We start from the raw sequence: 16,890 nt of genomic DNA, 5'->3' as shown, positions 1-16,890 counted from the left end.
TGTACCAAGATGCTCCGGATGTCGCTGGCTGATCGGGCCCGCGCCACCCACGCATGCGCAAGATGCTCACCCGCGCTGATACGAACACGGTCTTTGCTTCAGTTGAAACCGAAAAGCTGAACTTGAACATCACACAGTAACAAACCTCCCCGATAAGCGCGTGCCGGACAGGGCCAGAACCCGTCCGGCGGCTTGGAAAGGTAGGTGATAGGGAATGTTTATTGCAGCTTGGCCGCTGGCCATCGTCCTGATGACATCCATGTCACTCCCAGCCGAGCCCGCGCCACTTTCTCCGCGTGAGTTCCGCAGCCTGTCGCGCAAATGCGCCCCCTGGGTTGCGCCGTCCACCCTCGCCGCGATTGCCAAGATTGAAAGTGGCTTTGAAACGCTGGTGGCTCATGACAACACCACAGGTGAGCAGCTTCGCTGGATAGACCACCTGGAAGCCACGCGGGGCATCAAGGAACGCCTCGAAGCACAACATTCTGTCGATGTTGGATTGATGCAGATAAACAGCAAGAACTTTGCCATGCTCAATCTCACGCCGGAAAGGGCTTTCGAGCCCTGCGCCTCGCTTTCGGCTGCCGCCCACTTGCTTGAAAGCCGGTATGCCGGCGGCACCACTGCTGTGGCACAGCAACTGGCGCTTCGCCGTGCCATCTCGGCCTATAACACGGGCGACGTCACGCATGGCTTCGCCAACGGTTATGTACGCAAGGTCGAGTCGGCCGCAAAGGACATCTCAAGTCTCCTTGAGAGAACGCTGGAGCCGACTGCTCGAGATGTGCCGCACCTTGAGGCACCCGGTCGGAAAGCCGTGCCGCCTCTGCTCCAGCAGAGCCAACAGGCCAATAGAAAGAAGCAGCCCAACCAAGATTCTTGGGACATCTGGGGCTCGTATCAGCCGGACCGCTCCGGGGCCGATCCCTCCGATCCGACAGGCAGCCAGGCTGCGAAAGCACGGGAACCCGCGAACCCGAACAAACTCGTATTCGATTGAAACATGGAGATGCAATGATGACGCCACTCAAGATACTTCGTGCGCTTAAAACGCGTGTTCCTTCGCCTTTTTCCATGCTGCGCATGGCGGCTGAATATGTACCGGCCGCTGCTGCAGGCGCGGCGTGGACGGTCTTCTACAGCGGGCCAGCCGCGGCTCAGGTGACCGGAGGGACGGATCCTGCCAAGATGGTCCAGAATATCTGCACGTTCATACTTGGCCCCTTTGGACAATCACTGGCCGTGCTCGGGCTCGTAGCCATCGGTATCTCTTGGATGTTCGGTCGTGCTTCACTTGGCTTGGTTGCGGGTGTCGTTGGAGGGATCGTCATCATGTTCGGGGCCAGCTTCCTGGGCAAGGCGCTCATAGGCGGCGGCTGATGAGCGACCGGTTGGAAGTGAGCACCCTCTATGTGGCGGCGACGCGCCCCGCACTGTTTCTGGGGGTGCCGCTGACGCTGGCCGGATTGCTCATGATGTTGGCTGGGCTTGTTATCATTATCCTTCAGAACCCGCTCTACGAAATCGTTCTCGTGCCACTCTGGTTCGGAGCACGGCTGGTTGTTGAGCGTGACTATAACGCGGCAAGCGTCGTGCTGCTCTATTTGCAGACGGCCGGCAGAAGCGTGGACGGGCCGGTCTGGGGAGGCGCAAGCGTCAGCGCCAATCCGATCAGAGTGCCGAAACGCGGAAGAGGAATGGTGTAATGTTCGGCGCCAGCGGCCGGACCGAGAGGTCTGGCGAGATCTACCTTCCGTATGTTGGTCACGTAAGCGATCAGGTTGTCCTTCTGGAAGACGGATCGATCATGGCCATGGCACATGTGAACGGTGTGCCCTTTGATTTGGAAGACGCTGAGATGCGCAACTCGCGCTGCCGCGCGTTCAACACTCTCTTGCGCAACATCGCCGATGACAATGTCTCGATATACGCTCATCTTGTGAGACACAACGATGTGCCGGCGCCGGCGCCGCGCCAGTTTCAAAGTGCATTCGCTGGCAGTCTGAGCGAGGCCTACGAGCGTCGTGTGCTGTCGGGAAAGCTCTTTCGCAACGATCACTTCCTCACTTTGATCGTGTCCCCCCGCACCGCAATCGGCAAGATCGGCTTGCGGATTGCCAAGTCCCGCAGACGGAATGAGCACGATCTAGCCACCCAAATGCGGAGCCTGGAAGACCTCTGGCACATCACTGCTGGCGCACTCGGCGGTTACGGTCTGCGCCGGTTGGGCATTCGTGAGAAAGGCAACGTGCTCTTCACGGAAATCGGCGAGGCGCTTCGGCTCATGATGACTTGCCGGTTTCTTCCGGTTCCGATGGTTACCGGCTCACTTGGCGCCTCGATCTACACTGACCAGGTCATCTGCGGGAAGCGGGCGCTTGAGATTCGAAGGCCCGGGGATAGCTCCGTCGGATCATTGTTTTCGTTCCGTGAATATCCGGCGACGACGCGGCCGGGCATGCTAAATTCCTTGCTGTCCGCCAACTTCCCGCTTGTCCTGAGCCAGAGCTTTTCCTTCCTCACTCGCCCACAAGCTCATGCCAAACTAAGCCTTAAGTCCAGCCAGATGACGAGTGCCGGCGACAAGGCTCTCACCCAGATCAATGAACTTGCCGAGGCAGAGGACGCACTGGCAAGCAACGAATTCGTGATGGGTTCGCATCATCTGAGCCTGTGCGTCTATGCCGACAGCCTCAATAGCCTTGCAGATCGCGCAGCAAGTGCCCGCGCACGGCTGGCCGACGCCGGCGCCGTTATCGTCCAAGAGGGCATCGGCATGGAGGCCGCATATTGGTCCCAACTTCCGGGGAACAACAGGTGGCGCACGCGCCCGGGGGCGATCACCTCACACAATTTTGCCGGGCTCGTCTCATTTGAGAACTTCCCAAGCGGTTCCAGTTCCGGCCACTGGGGCAATGCTGTTGCGCGCTTTCGCACAAACGGTGGAACTTCTTTCGACTACATCCCCCATGAGAATGACGTCGGCATGACGGCAATATTCGGGCCCGTTGGCAAAGGCAAGACGACGCTGATGACCTTTGTCCTCGCGATGCTTGAGCAAAGCTTGGTCGATCGCAATGGTGCGATCGTCTTCTTCGACAAGGATCGGGGTGGTGAACTGCTGGTGCGAGCCACGGGAGGGACATATCTTGCGTTGCGCAGAGGCGCTCCGAGCGGCTTGGCCCCTCTGCGTGGACTGGACAACACCTCCGCCTCCCGGGACTTTCTGCGCGAGTGGTTGATGGCCCTGATCGAGAGTGACGGCCGTGGTCCGATCTCGCCGGAGGAAAGCCGTCGGCTGGAACGCGGCATTGTTCGTCAGCTTTCGTTCGAACCCCCTATGCGCTCACTTGCGGGCCTGCGCGAGTTCCTATTGCACAGCCCCTCCGAGGGCGCAGGAGCACGGCTGCAGCGGTGGTGTAGAGGGGGGGCGCTTGGATGGGCCTTTGACGGCGACGTGGACGAAGTAAGGCTGGATGCCTCCATTACGGGCTTCGACATGACGCAGCTCCTGGAATATGAGGAGGTCTGTGCACCGGCCGCCGCATACCTTCTGCATCGAGTGGGCGCTATCGTCGATGGTCGTCGGTTCGTCATGAGCTGCGACGAATTTCGATTCTATCTACTCAACCCCCAATTCTCGGCCGTTATCGACAAGTTCTTGCTCACGGTCCGCAAAAACAACGGCATGTTGATACTCGCAACGCAGCAGCCTGAACACGTTCTGGAATCGCCTCTCGGAGCTAGTCTCGTTGCGCAATGTATGACGAAAATTTTCTACCCATCACCGACGGCGGACCGCTCTGCGTATGTCGATGGCTTGAAGTGCACTGCGCAGGAGTTCGAGGCAATCCGCCAGGGAATGGCAATCGGCAGCCGCAAGTTTTTGCTCAAGCGCGATAGCGGGAGTATTGTTTGCGAATTCGATCTTGGGCAGATGCGCGAGTACGTAGCCGTACTCTCGGGGCGGGCCAACACAGTGCGCTTTGCCGACCAGCTTCGTAACCAGCACGGAGACGCCCCAAGTGGGTGGCTCGACAAGTTCATGGCCCGGTACCACGAAGTTCAAGACTGACGGAGGAATATTCATGAAATTTGCCAAACTTGCAGTAACGACCCTTGCTGCTTCCCTTCTGCTTCACGGACAGGCCCGTTCGCAATTTATCGTCAGCGACCCTGTAACAGAAACACAAGCGACCTTAACAGCGCTTTCCAATGCGGCGATCCTTGAGAGGTCAATCGAGACGCTCGCTACCACGATTGAAATGGTGACAATTCTAACGTCGTCATTCGCTGTCACGGGACTGCTAAGCTCACTTAACCAAGGAAATCACTACCCGTCGAGCAATAAGCTGGAGGAGCAGATGTTTGATGCTCGGGCGCCAGCTTCGATTATGGCCCGTAACATTGCGAAGGACCCAAATCGGATAGTCAACGGCACCGATTCAGAAGCGAAACTGTTACAGGGACAAATCGCCGGGGCCGCCAATGCCGCAGCTATTGCAGCCGACACTTTGGGCATGATGGACAAGCGCCTTAAGGATAACGCCGGCACGCTTGGTCAGCTTTCCCGCTCGGGAAATATTATGCAGGCCACCGTGACCAACGGTCTGGTCCTCAAGCAGATTCACGATGCGATGATCCAAAATGTCCAGGCCACGAGTCTGCTGACAATGGCCACTGCACAAGGGAGCCTTCACGCCGTGGAGGAGGCCGCCACGCAGCGTCGCGAACATCAGGACACCGCTAATATGTTTAGCATCCTCCCGTAAACCACACAGAGTTCATCAGGCTCAGCTGCGCTGATCAGGGACACATCAGGCTCACGCCATGAATTTCAAAATTCCCGCGCCATTCACGACTATACACACGATCTTTCATGGGGCCTTCACGTCCGGGCTGCACAAAGTGCTTGAAAACGTCCAAGCGGCGGTCAGTGCGCCTCTGGTTGCGTGTGTCACGCTCTGGATAATAATCCAAGGCTGTCTGGTCATGCGTGGTCAAGTCGATGCGCGCGGGGGTATCTCGCGCGTAATCATGGTGTCGATTGTCGTCGCCCTTATCTTAGGGCAGGCCAACTATCAGCAGTACATTGAAGCGCTCTTCGACGACACGATTCCGAGGTTGGCTCACGACATCAGTGGCAGCGACTTGCCCTTCATCGGAATCCCCCAGAAGCTCGATCTAATGTTTGCTTCAAGCCAGTATGTCTTTCAGCTGATTGCTTCCGAAATTGGGCCTATGAACGGCCAGGACATACTTGCTTTCGAGGGAGCGCAATGGATTTTCTACGGCGCGCTGTGGACAGCGTTCGAGATCTACGATGCCGTTGGAATTCTGACGAAGGTGCTCTTGACGATCGGCCCCCTGGTCCTTGTAGGCTACCTTTTTGATCACACTCGAGACATAGCCACCAGATGGATCGGCCAACTGCTCTCGTACGGGCTGCTGCTTCTCCTCCTCAACATCGTTGCAACGATAGTAATCGCTGCCGAAGCAGTCTCGCTGGCAGCCATGCTTTTGATGATCAAATTCTCGGGCACGACAGCAGCCAAGATCATCGGGCTTTACGAGCTCGACATGCTTTTCCTAGCTGGTGACGCTCTGATCGTCGCGCTTCCGACGATCGCCAGCAGCATCGCCGGCGGCTCTTGGGGAGGTGCGAACCGACCTCTTAACAGCCTCAATCGCCACTTTGCCAAAACGGCGGGTGGTTAATCAATCGACAAGCTCGGTGCCAAAAACATGAAATATTGCCTACTTCTGTCAATCCTCGCTTTGGCCGCCTGCAAGACGAGCCATGGGCTTGCGACATGCGCGGGTGCCCCATTCCAACTGAACGTGGGACAATGGGAAACCACCCCTGAGGATCTTCAGGTCGAATGCGCGGAAGAGCCAAAGTGAAAGTTCCTGAACATGCCCTTCTGGTGGAGAGAGAAACGCTAGCCGCCCATTATAAGAAGGTGGAAGCGTTTCAAACTTCACGAGCGAAGTCTGCGCGGCGCCTGTCAAAGGCCCTGATAGCCTTTGCCGCAGCGGCGGTCCTAGGAAATGTTGCCCAGGCATTTACCATTGCTGCCATGGTCCCGTTGGCCAAGCTCGTACCTGTGTTCCTCTGGGTCCGGCCGGATGGGACCGTCGACAGCGAAGTGTCAGTCTCTCGACTGCCGGCAACCCAAGACCGAGCCGTCATAAATGCTTCGCTGTGGGAATATGTACGCCTGCGCGAGGGGTACACAGCAGATACAGCCCAATACGCCTATGACCTCGTATCCAGTTTCAGCGCGCCGGCTGTGCGACAGCAATATCAAGATTTCTTCAACTATCCGAATCCCACCTCGCCGCAAGTCACGGTCGGCAAACGCGGCAAGCTCGAGGTCGGGCATATTTCTTCAAACGACATCAGTCCGGACGTTCAACAGATCCGTTACAAACGTACGCTTGTTGTCGATGGGCAGATGCCGATAGTGACCACCTGGACAGCTACCATCCGCTACGAGCGCTTGACGGGTCTGCCTGGGCAATCGAGGCTCACCAATCCGGGAGGTCTACTCGTCACTTCCTATCAAAGCTCGGAAGATAGCGTATCGAACCTGGGCTATGTGCAGCCATGACAAAAAGAGCGTTTCTCGCGCTGGTCTGTTCACTCTTCTTAACGATGGAAGCGTCCGCGGAAGACACACCACTTGCCGGCAAGCATGATGCGCGCATGCGCTACCTGGCTTACCGTCCTGACGAAGTGGTGCGCCTGTCTACCGCAGTGGGGGCAACGCTGGTTGTCACATTCGCGGCCAACGAGACAGTCGCAGCCGTGGCCGTTTCCAATAGCAAAGACCTGGCTGCGCTCCCGCGCGCCAACTATCTCTTTTTTAAGGCTAGCCGGATGCTCCCGCCGCAGCCGGTCATCGTGCTGGCCGAGAGTGAGTCCGGTACACGGAGATACGTCTTCAGTATTTCAACGAGAGCGATGCCAAAACTCGATGAGCAGCAACCTGACCTATACTACAGTGTGCAGTTCACCTATCCTGCTGATGAGGCTGCTGCTCAGAGAAAGGACGCAGAAAGGCGCTCGATTCTTGGTCAGGCCCGGGCGAAAGTGCTGCGCGACGAGAGAGTTCAGGATTTGTTGAATCGGCCCGCCGCAACTACCAGTCCGGACGAAAGCAATTTTCACTACGTCGCAAAGGGCGATCGATCGCTGGCGCCGCTGGAAGTTTTCGATAATGGCTTTACCACCGTATTTGGCTTCGCAAGCAATTCCCGCATACCCTCCCTCTACATTATCAATCCCGACGGCAAGGAAGCCGCTGCCAATTACACGGTCAAAGGAGACTATGTTGAAGTATCCGCAGTCGCCCGGGAATGGCGTCTGAGAGATGGCAATACGGTCTTGTCCATTTTCAACAGGGCTTATGACCCTGTGGGACGAGCGCCAGTGACCGGTACAGTGACACCCGACGTGTGGCGCGTTTTGAAAGGCCCGGCCGATGAATGAAACCGGCCCACAGTCGGGACATGATGTCCATGCCTCAGGATCGATGGTCTCGGAGCCGGCCCGCCGGCATGTTTCGGGATTGCAGAAGTTGGCCGTCGCTGCTCTTGTTCTCATCTCATCTCTATCGCTCATCTGGCTCGGCGGTCGTCCCAGCACACAAGACGAGCCAACTCAGCCAAAACCTCCAATTGTCGCCGACGCCGAGCCATTCCGCCCCGTGCCGATTGAGATTGCTCCCGAAGCTCCAGCACCCGTACAGGCGGCGCAGGCAGGAGATCCTGCGCCATCCACGCCGCCTCCGGCGCCAGCTGATCCGCCGCCGGAGGAAACACCAATTTTCGCCTACAGTGGCAGCGGTCAAATGCCCAACGACGGTCAGCGGAGCGAAGACAACCATAGGGATGCTCCCGCGACCTCGCATGAGATTTCAGACGCTGGCGATCTGACGGGGCGATTGAAGCCAGATATACAGGAGCCAAGCCGGGCCACACTTTTGCCGCACCCTGATCTCGTGATTACCCAAGGAACGATAATTCCCTGCATTTTGCAAACGGCAGTCGACACAAATTTACCGGGTTATGTGAAGTGCGTCTTACCTAAAGACGTCCGCGGCGCCACCAACAACGTGGTGCTTTTGGATCGCGGGACGACCGTGATTGGCGAGATCCAGCGTGGTCTCCAACAGGGGGATGCGCGTGTCTTCGTGCTGTGGACGCGCATCGAAACGCCTGACCATGCCCTCGTTTCGCTAGCGTCGCCGGGCGCTGACGAGCTCGGCCGCTCCGGAATGCCTGGCACGGTGGATAATCACTTCTGGCAGCGCTTTGGCGGAGCAATGCTCATGAGCGTCATTCAAGGCGCGTTTCAGGCCGCCGGTCAATACGCTGGCAGCTCAGGTGGAGGAAGCGGCATCAACAGCTTCCAGAGCAACGCCGGACAAGCCGTTGACACGACCCTTAGAGCAACGATCAACGTTCCGCCAACTCTGAAGAAAAACCAGGGAGATGCTGTATCGATCTTTGTGGCTCGGGACCTCGATTTCTCAGATGTATACGATCTTAGACCGATCGCCGTGGCGCCAGCCCCCCAACATCGCCAACGCCGGAGAGACAACAATGCGACCGGAGGCTGACCCTCAATTGCGTTTGCTTCTCAACCCTGTTTTGAAATGGCTTGAGGAGCCAAGGACCGAAGAGGTCGCTATCAACCGGCCTGGGGAAGCCTTTGTCCGACAGGCCGGCGTTTTCACGAAACATCCGCTACCGCTATCTTATGACGATCTGGAGGACATCGCGATCCTCGCTGGAGCGCTGCGCAAGCAAGATGTCGGACCGCAAAGCCCCCTCTGTGCGACTGAGCTGCCGAACGGAGAGCGGCTGCAGATCTGTTTGCCGCCCGCTGTTCCCTCAGGAACAATAAGCCTGACGATACGGCGTCCCTCAAGTCGTGTGACCGAACTCAAGGAAGTTTCTTCTCGCTACGAATACTCGCGTTGGAATCAATGGCGGTCACGAAAGGAGCGCCAAGAGCGGCAGGACGAAACGATTCTTCAGCACTACGACCATGGTGACTTGGAGCAATTTTTGCGAGCATGCGTTTGCGGGCGGCTCACGATGCTGCTTTGCGGACCTACTGGAAGCGGCAAAACGACAATGAGCAAGACTTTGATCAACGCTATACCCCCGCAAGAGAGGCTGATAAGTATCGAGGACACGCTCGAACTTGCAATCCCGCACGAGAACCATGTCCGGTTACTCTATCCGAAGGACCGAGCAAGCGTAGGTGCGGTGACAGCCGAGCAACTGTTGCAAGCCAGCTTGCGCATGCGCCCTGATCGAATATTGCTTGGCGAGATGCGCGATGATGCTGCTTGGGCCTACCTTAGCGAAGTCGTCTCCGGCCATGCGGGATCAATATCAACGATTCATGGGGCGGATCCGGTCCAAGGCTTTAAAAAGCTCTTTTCACTCGTCAAGAGCAGCCCGCAAGGAGCTGCTGTGGAAGACCACACGCTTCTTGACCTGCTGTCGGCTGCCATTGACGTCATTGTGCCGTTCAGTACCCACGGCGACGTGTATGAGGTGGGGGAGGTGTGGCTCGCCGCCGATGCCCGGCGACGCGGAGAGACAGTAGCCGACCTTCTTAACAAGCACTAAGGCTAGAGCACGTCGGGGATCGGTAAGTCGTTTGTGATACGATGGCGTAATTTGTTCAGATTGAACGTCCACTTTGATTTGAGGGAGGTGGATAATGGGAGGAGGACTGGGCGTAGACCTTCGGTCACAAGTCTGAAGTCTTCGGGCGCCCTGTCGGCGCGGCAAGTTGCGGCACGATTCGACTGGGTGTATCGAGCGCGTCCGCTGAATTGCGCGGGCGACGCTCACCGAGCTGGTGCCGATGCCTGCTTCAAAAGCGGCATCGACACCCGGCAGGTCGTACCCTTGATTTACCTAGCCGCGCTCAATGAGTGTCTTCAAAGCCGCCGAACGTGGTTCGGAATGACCGGTGGTAAATCGGGAAGTGCCCTATAGGGAATCCTCCTGGTATTGCCTCCAGGGGGTCCTCTCAATGAACAAAGCCGCAACCTGCCCTTGCGACCTCAGCTGGAGTTTGCGACGCAACCCATAGGAGGATCGATGCGCAGAGAAATCGCAGGCAGAGTCGGTGGCATTGTGGGCTGGCCGACCGACGGTTTCAGCCCGTCAACAGGTCTTCACGTGTTCCATCCCCGACTATTGCAGGCGTGCGGCTTGCATGCTCCCGCGATCACCCATCGGAAAGAGCGTTACGAACACTACGAAGAGTTGCGCGACTTCCGCTGTCGCCCCGGTCTTACAGCGGACGGTGACCTGTCCGACCTTGATAGGACGTGAAATGCGAACGCTGCTCATTGATCATCATGTGGATCTTACGCGCGCTGTGCGAGTTGCGCTCGGGGATAGCGGTTTTGCCGTTGATGTAGTTGGCAACCTGGAACAGGCGTCGAGGGCATTTTGTTGCGCAACCTATGAAATTCTCCTGCTGGAGTTGGCTCTGCCAGATGGCGATGGCTTGGGCTGGCTGAGACAGCTAAGGAGCAACGGGCATTCAGTTCCAACCCTCATTATGAGTAGCATCAACGATCTCGAGAAGCGGATTGCAATTTTCAACGGTGGCGCGGACGACTTTCTGCTCAAGCCCGTCTCTTTCGATGAGCTCATCGCCAGAATGAGAGCCATTCTGCGCCGGTCGACACAGGTGACCGACCCCATCGTTGTATTTGGCAATCTCAATTTCGATCCGATCGGCCGACAGGTTTCCGTCTCGGGTCATCCTCTGAAGATCGCACGCCGCGAACTATGTATTTTAGAGCATCTGCTTATCCGTGCAGGCCGCATCGTGCCTCGTGCGCAGTTGGAAGATCACCTCTATTCGTTCAACGACGAGGTATCTGCCAACGCGCTTGAAGTCGGAATCTATCGCTTACGTGGACACCTGAGTAGGTCAGGTGCAACGCCACGTATCACGACCATGCGCGGCATTGGTTACATTCTTGAATTGACTGAGGCGGCATCCGCATAGTTGGTCTAAATTGAAAGAACAGACTGCCTGCCCGTCGTCAGGTTGAGCTTGTGGCCATAATGGACATCGCGGCCGCCCTTGACGATGGTGTCGGCATGCGGTTCGAACGGCTCTGTCGCAAACCTTTTTGTAAGCGAGCATGGCAAGAAAAACGCCTCAGCTGTGGAGGAGCACGTGATGTTCAAGGGCCGCCATTTCGACCAGTCGGTGATCCTGCTGTGCGTGCGCTGGTACCTGGCCTACACTCTGAGCCTGCGCGATCTGGAAGAGATGATGGCCGAACGCGTTGAAGGTCGACCACTCCACTGTGCATCGCTGGGTTGCCCACTTCTCGCCGTAGCTGCTGGAGCGCTTCAACCGGCGCAAGCGTGTGGTCGGCAGCAAGTGGCATTGGACGAGACGTACATCAAGGTCTGCGGCCATGGATGTATCTCTACCGCGCTATCGACATCCTCGGCGATACGGTGAGTTCTTCTTTAGCGAAAACCGTAACCTGGTGGCGGCCCAACGCTTCCTCCGCAAGGCGCTGACGCGCCATGGCCGGCCGGAGCGCATCGTCATCGACGGCAGCCAGACCAATTACGAAGCAATCCTTTCCTGCGACGCTGAAAGCCGGCTGCGGCAGCGATCGCGGCGACCGCTGAAGCCGATCCGCTCCGCAATAGCCGGCATCTCAACAATCGGATCGAACAGGATCACCGGCGTATCAAGCCGCATTCGATCCATGCTCGGCTTCAAGTCGCATGCGAACGACGTGGTTATCCTCTCCGGCATCGAGATGATCCACATGATGGGCAAGCGACAGGCGAGGTATGCCTACAAGTCTGTCGATCGCTGTTTCGATCTCCTCGCTGCCTGACGGACAGGCCGAAATGGCCGTTCACAACCCCATTTCCAGGTTTGCGACAGAGCCTTTTGTCGGCGTTGCCGGCTTCGAAGGGCCGGTGCGCGCCGAGCGGATCAAGATCACCCCCGGCCACCTTGCTGCGGCCACTCGCCGAGTACGAAGCGGTGGCCGGAGGGAGCTGGTGATGACGACCCTAGATCATGACCTGCTGATCGCAATCCTGGATCGGCTGAAGTTGACGGCGATCCGCGACCAGCTCGACACGCTCATGTCGAGCAAGATCGCGCAGTTCCCGTTTGTCCGCGAACTCGACGGCTTCGGCTTCGACGCGCAGCCATCGGTCTGCTTCAGCCAAACGTATTCATAGGTATGGGACAGGCTGCTATGTCCGCCACCCACGCCTGCTCCGAGGCCCTCCAGGGCAATGGTCTGAGACCTGGGCTCAAGCCCTTCGGCGAGGAGGATGAGACGCCGCTGGAGCTCGGGTGCAAGCGCTGCCACGCCCGCTCCGAGGCCCCACAAGGCCGAAGCGCAGTCGTCGGGGTCACGAGGCCCCTCGGCCACGACGACGAGACGCTGCTGGAGCCCGGTTGCAAGGGCTGCCACAGATGGCCTGAACCTGAATCCGCCTTTCTTGAGGCGTTGCGATTATCATCGCGGCGACACGCAGCTCTTGATTTGTGTGCGAAATCCTCAGCAGATCCATCGGGCTGAGCCGCTCAGCAATATCAACGAGAATGTCCAGCGGCAGATCAAGGATACTCAGAGGAGGAAACGCTTGATCTTGAGGCTCAGAGCGCGTCTGCTCCACTATAGAACAGGATGATTCACCGGGTCCTTCAACGCCAGCCGCCGGTTCCGATGAGAGAATTGTCCCTGATATCACGCTCGATGGAGTTAAATGCCGAGATGCGCGCCTTGCCACGCTCCTCAATGCCCCTCATGATTCACCGCCTATAGCTACCAACTGAATGAAGCATCGTGATTGTCGCGCAGCGGAATCCTCAAGGATCGGGCAGTTCGTAGGGGGCGCCGGTTTGACCAGGTTGAGCCCGCGAATTGCTCGATCGGACAAGATCCTAATTCTCGACCATGCGGTGAGGCTCGAACGAGATCCTCGGGACGCACTCCAAGGTTTCGATCATGTTCGGCACACAAGGAAAGGGCGGCATTGCTGCCGCCCTGTCCGCTGTAAGTTGATAGGGGCTGGATTAAAAATCCATACCGCCCATGCCGCCCATACCGCCGCCGCCCATGCCGCCAGGCATGCCGCCGCCAGCTGACTCCTTCTTCGGAGCCTCCGCGATCATGGCTTCGGTGGTGACGAGCAGGCCGGCGACCGAGGCCGCGTCCTGGAGGGCAGTGCGCACGACCTTGACCGGATCGACGATACCCATGGCGATCATGTCGCCATATTCGCCGGTCTGGGCGTTGTAGCCGTAGGTCGCGCCCTTGTTGTCGAGGATCTTGCCGGCAACGATCGAAGCTTCCGCACCTGCGTTCGAAGCGATCTGACGGGCCGGAGCCTGCAGTGCACGACGAACGATGTTGATGCCGGCAGCCTGGTCGGCATTGACGCCGGTGACCTTGATGTTGGCCGAAGCGCGCAGCAGTGCGACGCCGCCGCCTGCAACGATGCCTTCTTCCACGGCCGCGCGGGTCGCGTTGAGGGCGTCGTCGACGCGGTCCTTCTTTTCCTTGACTTCGACTTCCGTCGCGCCGCCGACGCGGATCACCGCGACGCCGCCCGCGAGCTTCGCCAGACGTTCCTGCAGCTTCTCCTTGTCGTAGTCCGACGTGGTCTCTTCGATCTGCTGCTTGATCTGGGCAACGCGGCCCTGGATCTCGTCCTTCTTGCCGGCGCCGTCGACAATGGTGGTGTTCTCCTTGGAGATCGACACCTTCTTGGCGCGGCCGAGCATGTTGAGGCCGACATTCTCGAGCTTGATGCCGAGGTCTTCCGAAATGACCTGGCCACCGGTGAGGATGGCGATGTCTTCCAGCATGGCCTTGCGGCGATCACCGAAGCCCGGCGCCTTGACGGCGGCGATCTTCAGGCCACCGCGCAGCTTGTTGACGACCAGCGTGGCCAGAGCCTCGCCTTCGACGTCTTCCGAGATGATGAGCAGCGGCTTGGAGGTCTGCACGACGGCTTCGAGAACCGGCAGCATCGCCTGGAGGTTGGACAGCTTCTTCTCGTGCAGGAGGATGTAGACGTCCTCGAGCTCGGCAACCATCTTGTCGGCGTTGGTGACGAAGTAGGGCGAGAGATAGCCGCGGTCGAACTGCATGCCTTCGACGACTTCCAGCTCGGTCTCGGCGGTCTTGGCCTCCTCGACGGTAATGACGCCCTCATTGCCGACCTTCTGCATCGCTTCAGCGATCATCGAGCCGACCGAAGCATCGCCATTGCCGGCGATCGTGCCGACCTGGGCAACTTCCTCGGAGGTCTTGATCTTCTTGGCAGCGTTGCCGAGAGCCGCGACGACTTCGGTCACGGCCAGGTCGATGCCGCGCTTCAGGTCCATCGGGTTCATGCCGGCGGCAACCGCCTTGTTACCTTCCTGGACGATCGACTGCGCCAGAACGGTCGCGGTCGTGGTGCCATCACCGGCGATGTCGTTGGTCTTCGAAGCAACTTCGCGGATCATCTGCGCGCCCATGTTTTCGAACTTGTCGGAAAGTTCGATTTCCTTGGCGACGGTGACGCCGTCCTTGGTGATGCGCGGTGCGCCGAACGACTTGTCGATGACGACGTTGCGGCCCTTGGGACCGAGGGTCACCTTCACCGCGTCGGCGAGGATGTTGATGCCGTGAAGCATGCGCTCGCGGGCGTCGCGGGAGAATTTTACGTCTTTGGCAGCCATTTTTTAGCTCCTGGCAGGGGCTTGGATTAAGCCCGAAGATTTAAATGAGGGTGAGGCCGATATTCAGCCGATGATGCCCATAATGTCGGATTCCTTCATGATCAGAAGGTCTTCGCCATTGAGCTTGACTTCGGTGCCCGACCACTTGCCGAACAGGATGCGGTCGCCGGCCTTGACGTCCAGCGGGACCAGCTTGCCGGCTTCGTCGCGGGCGCCGGAACCGACGGCGATGATCTCGCCTTCCTGCGGCTTTTCCTTAGCCGTATCGGGGATGATGATCCCGCCCGCGGTCTTGGATTCGGATTCGACCCGGCGTACGACCACGCGGTCATGCAGCGGCCGGAAATTCGACTTTGCCATTTTTGGATTTCCTTGGTGCGGATGTTGAACGGTGCTCCGTTGCCGGAGCATGCCTAGCACTCAGCCGAAGCGAGTGCTAACGCGGCAATGAGATAAGCCGCAGGCTCCTGCTAGTCAAGACGGAAGAGCAAAGAGCAAAGAGAAAAGAGAAGGCAGCAAAGAGAAGAGAGTAAAGAGCGTGTAAGCATCGAGCCTTTTATGTGAACAATGTCGGGTATCAGACATATATGGGGCGGCTCACCCTTTGTATTTGAGCTTTATTCAGATGGCACGAATGATGCAACGGGTGATGCATTTGATCTCATCCAGAGGCTCGCACGGGGTCGTGCTGCGTCAGCTCGGTCATGTCGAGCTTCAGAAGGCCATTTTGGCATTGGTTCTGTTGCCCTATCGCCATTCATGACCAGTCCTGCGCGCGTGAGCCGGCCGGCTAGATTCCAACCACGAGAGCGCCGCCGCTGAGACCCGCACCCGCCGCCGACAGAAGGATTTTCTCTCCAGGCTGGAATGGCTCCGTCTGGTTGGCGAGCGAGAGCGACAGCGGGATCGTCGCGGCCGAAGAGTTGCCGTATTCGGCAATCGTCTTGACAATTGCTTGGTCCGCGATGCCGAGGTTCCTCCCGACCGCGTCGAAAATCCGAGTATTGGCCTGATGCGGCACGAACCGGCCGAGATCGTGTGGCCGCACTCCGGCAGCGGCTAGAGCGCTTGTCGAGCAATCGGTCATCATCTCCACGGCCATTGCGAACACTTCGCGGCCGTCCGTCATCCTCATTCGGGTTTGCGCGAGATCGAGGTCACCGTGGAACGGCTTGTTGCTTCCTCCTGCGGGAATCTGGATCAGCCCGTATCGCGAGCCGTCCGAATCCACCGAGGCACCGAGAATGCCCCGATCAGCATCATCGCACTGACCGATCACCAGGGCGCCGGCGGCATCGGCAAACAGGACCGAGCTTGCGCGCTCGGCTGGATTGATGCGGCGGCTGAGGATGTTGGCGGCGATAACAAGGCTCGCTTTGCCGTGCAGACGGGTAAATCCGTCCGCGAACATGAGCGCGTAGATGAAGCCGGCGCAGGCGCCGGTCAGATCCACCGCGCCTGCGCGGCCAAGGCCAAGCTTGTGTGCGACCAGCGGCGCGCTGGGCGGCAGAAGATGGTCGGGCGTCGAGGTGGCAAGCAGCAGCAGACCGATGTCGTGGCGCGCAATGCCGGCGTTCGCCAGCGCCATGTCGCCGGCCTGCGCAGCAAGACCAGACAGCGTGTCTTCGTCGGTTGCCCAGAAGCGCGACCGTATCCCGGTACGCCTTTCGATCCAGCCTGGATCAAGACCGAGATTGCTCTCGATTTCGGCATTCGCCACCTTTCGCCCAGGCGCATGATGGCCAAATCCGAGAATGCGCGACGACTTGCTCATGGCCTGGACCCGAAGCGTTCGCCCGCCTCCTCAATGGCGTCATAGAGTCGCTCGAGCTCGTCGCCGGTGATGCAATAGGGTGGCAGAAAGTAGAGGACATTGCCGAGCGGGCGCACAAGTAGCCCTCGCTCGAGGAAGAAAGCGCGCAGTTTCGGTCCGATCTCGGCGAGATAACCTGCGGAACCGGTTCGCAGGTCGAGCGCCGCGATCGTGCCGGTCGCCCGGCAGTCGGTGAAGAAGCTGTTGTCGCGAAAGCGTCGAAACCCGGCGGCCTGTCTCTCGCTCAAGGCCGCGATCCGCTCGGCCACCGGCTCGTCACGCCAGATCTCGACATTGGCGAGTGCTG

The 16,890-nt window shown here is 58.6% G+C and carries 18 protein-coding genes and 1 pseudogene; 15 read left to right on the top strand and 4 right to left on the bottom strand.

The genetic code is table 11. The annotated features are described in order from the left end of the window. Window positions 1–214 precede the first annotated feature (214 nt). From NKI47_RS30545 to NKI47_RS30475, 15 genes and pseudogenes are all read left to right on the top strand, one after another. A complete protein-coding gene (locus NKI47_RS30545) occupies window positions 215–1,000 on the top strand; it encodes a type IV secretion system lytic transglycosylase VirB1 (RefSeq protein ID WP_352480565.1) in 786 nt (261 codons plus the stop codon). Between the two features lie 74 nt (window positions 1,001–1,074). Continuing rightward, entirely contained in the window at window positions 1,075–1,380 is a 306-nt protein-coding gene (gene virB2, locus NKI47_RS30540; RefSeq protein ID WP_023673707.1) for a pilin major subunit VirB2, read from the top strand. Continuing rightward, window positions 1,380–1,706, top strand: a complete 327-nt coding sequence (locus tag NKI47_RS30535) for a type IV secretion system protein VirB3 (RefSeq protein WP_023673706.1) — start codon at window positions 1,380–1,382, stop codon at window positions 1,704–1,706. Before virB2 ends, NKI47_RS30535 begins: the two co-directional genes overlap by 1 nt. Next, window positions 1,706–4,075: a type IV secretion/conjugal transfer ATPase VirB4 gene (virB4, locus tag NKI47_RS30530; protein WP_023685155.1), complete on the top strand. Its 2,370-nt coding sequence runs from the start codon at window positions 1,706–1,708 to the stop codon at window positions 4,073–4,075. Before NKI47_RS30535 ends, virB4 begins: the two co-directional genes overlap by 1 nt. Window positions 4,076–4,088: 13 nt before the next feature. After that, window positions 4,089–4,772, top strand: coding sequence for a TrbJ/VirB5 family protein (locus NKI47_RS30525; RefSeq protein ID WP_023673704.1), 684 nt, complete (start codon window positions 4,089–4,091; stop codon window positions 4,770–4,772). A gap of 58 nt (window positions 4,773–4,830) precedes the next feature. Further along, on the top strand, window positions 4,831–5,718 hold the full coding sequence (locus NKI47_RS30520; protein WP_023762840.1) for a type IV secretion system protein: 888 nt from the start codon (window positions 4,831–4,833) through the stop codon (window positions 5,716–5,718). A 27-nt stretch (window positions 5,719–5,745) separates the two neighbouring features. Continuing rightward, on the top strand, window positions 5,746–5,904 hold the full coding sequence (locus NKI47_RS30515; RefSeq protein ID WP_081731114.1) for a type IV secretion system lipoprotein VirB7: 159 nt from the start codon (window positions 5,746–5,748) through the stop codon (window positions 5,902–5,904). Continuing rightward, on the top strand, window positions 5,901–6,614 hold the full coding sequence (locus tag NKI47_RS30510; RefSeq protein ID WP_023679587.1) for a type IV secretion system protein VirB8: 714 nt from the start codon (window positions 5,901–5,903) through the stop codon (window positions 6,612–6,614). The genes NKI47_RS30515 and NKI47_RS30510 overlap by 4 nt, the downstream gene beginning before the upstream one ends. Continuing rightward, window positions 6,611–7,495, top strand: a complete 885-nt coding sequence (locus tag NKI47_RS30505; protein ID WP_352480564.1) for a TrbG/VirB9 family P-type conjugative transfer protein — start codon at window positions 6,611–6,613, stop codon at window positions 7,493–7,495. The genes NKI47_RS30510 and NKI47_RS30505 overlap by 4 nt, the downstream gene beginning before the upstream one ends. Continuing rightward, entirely contained in the window at window positions 7,488–8,627 is a 1,140-nt protein-coding gene (gene virB10, locus NKI47_RS30500; protein ID WP_023679589.1) for a type IV secretion system protein VirB10, read from the top strand. Before NKI47_RS30505 ends, virB10 begins: the two co-directional genes overlap by 8 nt. Continuing rightward, a complete protein-coding gene (virB11, locus tag NKI47_RS30495) occupies window positions 8,611–9,651 on the top strand; it encodes a P-type DNA transfer ATPase VirB11 (RefSeq protein ID WP_023673699.1) in 1,041 nt (346 codons plus the stop codon). Before virB10 ends, virB11 begins: the two co-directional genes overlap by 17 nt. A 718-nt stretch (window positions 9,652–10,369) precedes the next feature. Continuing rightward, window positions 10,370–11,056, top strand: coding sequence for a response regulator (locus NKI47_RS30490; protein ID WP_023679590.1), 687 nt, complete (start codon window positions 10,370–10,372; stop codon window positions 11,054–11,056). A gap of 78 nt (window positions 11,057–11,134) precedes the next feature. Next, window positions 11,135–11,524 (top strand): hypothetical protein, encoded by a 390-nt coding sequence (locus NKI47_RS30485; protein ID WP_352594811.1) that lies wholly within the window; start codon window positions 11,135–11,137, stop codon window positions 11,522–11,524. A 28-nt stretch (window positions 11,525–11,552) separates the two neighbouring features. Continuing rightward, on the top strand, window positions 11,553–11,915 hold the full coding sequence (locus NKI47_RS30480) for a DDE-type integrase/transposase/recombinase (RefSeq protein ID WP_352594794.1): 363 nt from the start codon (window positions 11,553–11,555) through the stop codon (window positions 11,913–11,915). 172 nt (window positions 11,916–12,087) lie between these two features. Then, a pseudogene (locus NKI47_RS30475) lies at window positions 12,088–12,246 on the top strand (ATP-binding protein); the annotation flags it as partial. 868 nt (window positions 12,247–13,114) lie between these two features. Here NKI47_RS30475 and groL read toward each other — a convergent pair. The 4 genes from groL to NKI47_RS30450 form a co-directional block, all read right to left on the bottom strand. Next, window positions 13,115–14,770, bottom strand: coding sequence for a chaperonin GroEL (groL, locus tag NKI47_RS30465; protein WP_352594792.1), 1,656 nt, complete (start codon window positions 14,768–14,770; stop codon window positions 13,115–13,117). Between the two features lie 63 nt (window positions 14,771–14,833). Beyond that, complete coding sequence (gene groES, locus NKI47_RS30460) at window positions 14,834–15,130, bottom strand: co-chaperone GroES (protein ID WP_019863563.1); 297 nt, start codon at window positions 15,128–15,130, stop codon at window positions 14,834–14,836. A gap of 430 nt (window positions 15,131–15,560) precedes the next feature. Next, window positions 15,561–16,544, bottom strand: coding sequence for a 3-oxopimeloyl-[acyl-carrier-protein] synthase BioZ (gene bioZ, locus NKI47_RS30455; RefSeq protein WP_352594790.1), 984 nt, complete (start codon window positions 16,542–16,544; stop codon window positions 15,561–15,563). After that, on the bottom strand, window positions 16,541–16,890 hold a 350-nt coding region (locus NKI47_RS30450), incomplete at its 5' end, for an aminotransferase class III-fold pyridoxal phosphate-dependent enzyme (protein ID WP_352594788.1). The genes NKI47_RS30450 and bioZ, both read right to left, overlap by 4 nt.

Source organism: Mesorhizobium sp. M0633 (assembly GCF_040320645.1).
Taxonomy (GTDB): domain Bacteria; phylum Pseudomonadota; class Alphaproteobacteria; order Rhizobiales; family Rhizobiaceae; genus Mesorhizobium.
This window is presented reverse-complemented; position numbering and strand designations above follow the sequence as displayed.